2 protein-coding genes are annotated in these 1,458 nt (G+C 72.6%); one reads left to right on the plus strand and one right to left on the minus strand.

Annotated elements, in window-relative coordinates; translation table 11 throughout:
• Positions 1 to 314: 314 nt before the first annotated feature.
• Positions 315 to 614 carry a hypothetical protein gene (locus tag ETD83_RS41805; RefSeq protein WP_205718189.1) on the minus strand — a complete coding sequence of 100 codons (300 nt, stop codon included), beginning with the start codon at positions 612 to 614 and terminating at the stop codon, positions 315 to 317.
• Between the two features lie 217 nt (positions 615 to 831).
• Between ETD83_RS41805 and ETD83_RS43385 the strand changes: the two genes are divergently transcribed.
• The gene (locus tag ETD83_RS43385) at positions 832 to 996 is read left to right on the plus strand and encodes a hypothetical protein (RefSeq protein WP_171064755.1); all 165 of its coding nucleotides are present in this window, start codon (positions 832 to 834) and stop codon (positions 994 to 996) included.
• The last annotated feature ends 462 nt before the right edge of the window (positions 997 to 1,458 follow it).

Consider the following 1,458-nt stretch of genomic DNA (forward strand, 5'->3'; position numbering starts at 1 on the left):
CCCTACGACACCCCGGAGAACGTCCCGCCACCCCACCCGGGGCGCGATGCAGACGGCCCAACGCGATGCGGACAACCTAGACCCCCATGCGGTAGCCCACGCCAACGCGGCCGCCTGAAGCAAGCGTGGGCGGCCGGGCGTGGGCGGCCCGGCGCGCTGCGGTGTGGGCACCCAACGTGATGCGAGCAGCCCGGCGTTGTCCGGCGCGACGCGGGCAGCCCAGGCAATGCGGTGGCTCGACGCGGGGCGCGGTGGTTTGACGCGATGCGGTGGCCGGGCGAATGCGGGCAGCGGGCGAATGCGGGCGGCGGGCGCTAGAGGGAAAAGCCGCCGTTGCTCAGGGCGAAGGCGGCGCCCATGAACGAGGCCACCATGCCGATGACGTTCAGCCATCGTTCGTTCGTCGTCGCGGAGATCATCTGGGAGTAGAGGGCGAGCGGCAGGCCGATCACCCCGGCGACGGCCCCAGGGAAATGAGTCGCCGGGATCCAGCCGAGGACGAGGGCTGCGAGACCGATCGTGACAGCGACGACGGCGAGCACGTCCTGGTACCGGTGCGACTCGGTCCGAGCGCCGACGGGCTCCGGCTTGGCGCCTGCTGCCTGCTGTGGCATCGGGATCCTCCTCCAGGCCATCTCCCGCGCCGGGGGCACAAGGTACGCGCGGGACCGGACGGACCACCCCATAGGGGTTCCCGGCGAGGCCGGAGATCAACCGGCGAAGCGGGGCGGAAAATGTCGGCGGGAGGCGGTACGGTCGAACATGGATTCGAGAACACCGGCTCGGTCCGGCCCCCGAGGGGAAGCGGGGGAGAGCAGGAGGTGCACCATCGTGACGAAAATGGAGTTGGGGCTCGTCGGTGACGCGGAGCTCGTCGAGGAGCTGTCAGTGCTGACGACCCAGACCGCCCGCATGCGCGCCCGCATGGCCGACATCATGGCCGAGCTGGAACGGCGGCGCTGCGCCAAGCCCGTCCATCCGAGAGCGAGACGCTGAAGCCCCGCCACCACGCCGACCCCGGCGCGGCTGGAGCTTCCACGCCGACCGACGATCTCGCCCACGGTGCCGCCCTCCGCTCGTGGCGCAGGGCTCACCATCGACAACTCGGAAAAGCGATCAGCACCGCCCTGCCGCCCGGCTCCTGGCGATGGCGCGGCACTGCAGGCCGCATCGACCGCAGGCGGATCGCATCAGCCGCAGGCCCAGTCGGTTGTGCCCGCAGGTCGCGCCGGACCGGTTGGGCCCCGGCACGGCCCAGTCGGCTCGAGCCGGCTGGCCCGCCGGTCGGGTCGATCGTTCCGCAGGTCTGGTCCGGCCGGTCCGGCCGGGTCGGGTCGGTTGTGCCCGCAGGTCGTGCTGGGCCGATTGGGCCCCGGACCGGCTCGAGCCGGCTGGCCCGCGTGGCCGGTCGGGTCGGATTCCGCGGGTCCGGTCGGGTTGGGTCGGTTGGCCTGCGGG

The organism is Actinomadura soli (assembly GCF_005889715.1).
Taxonomy (GTDB): domain Bacteria; phylum Actinomycetota; class Actinomycetes; order Streptosporangiales; family Streptosporangiaceae; genus Spirillospora; species Spirillospora soli.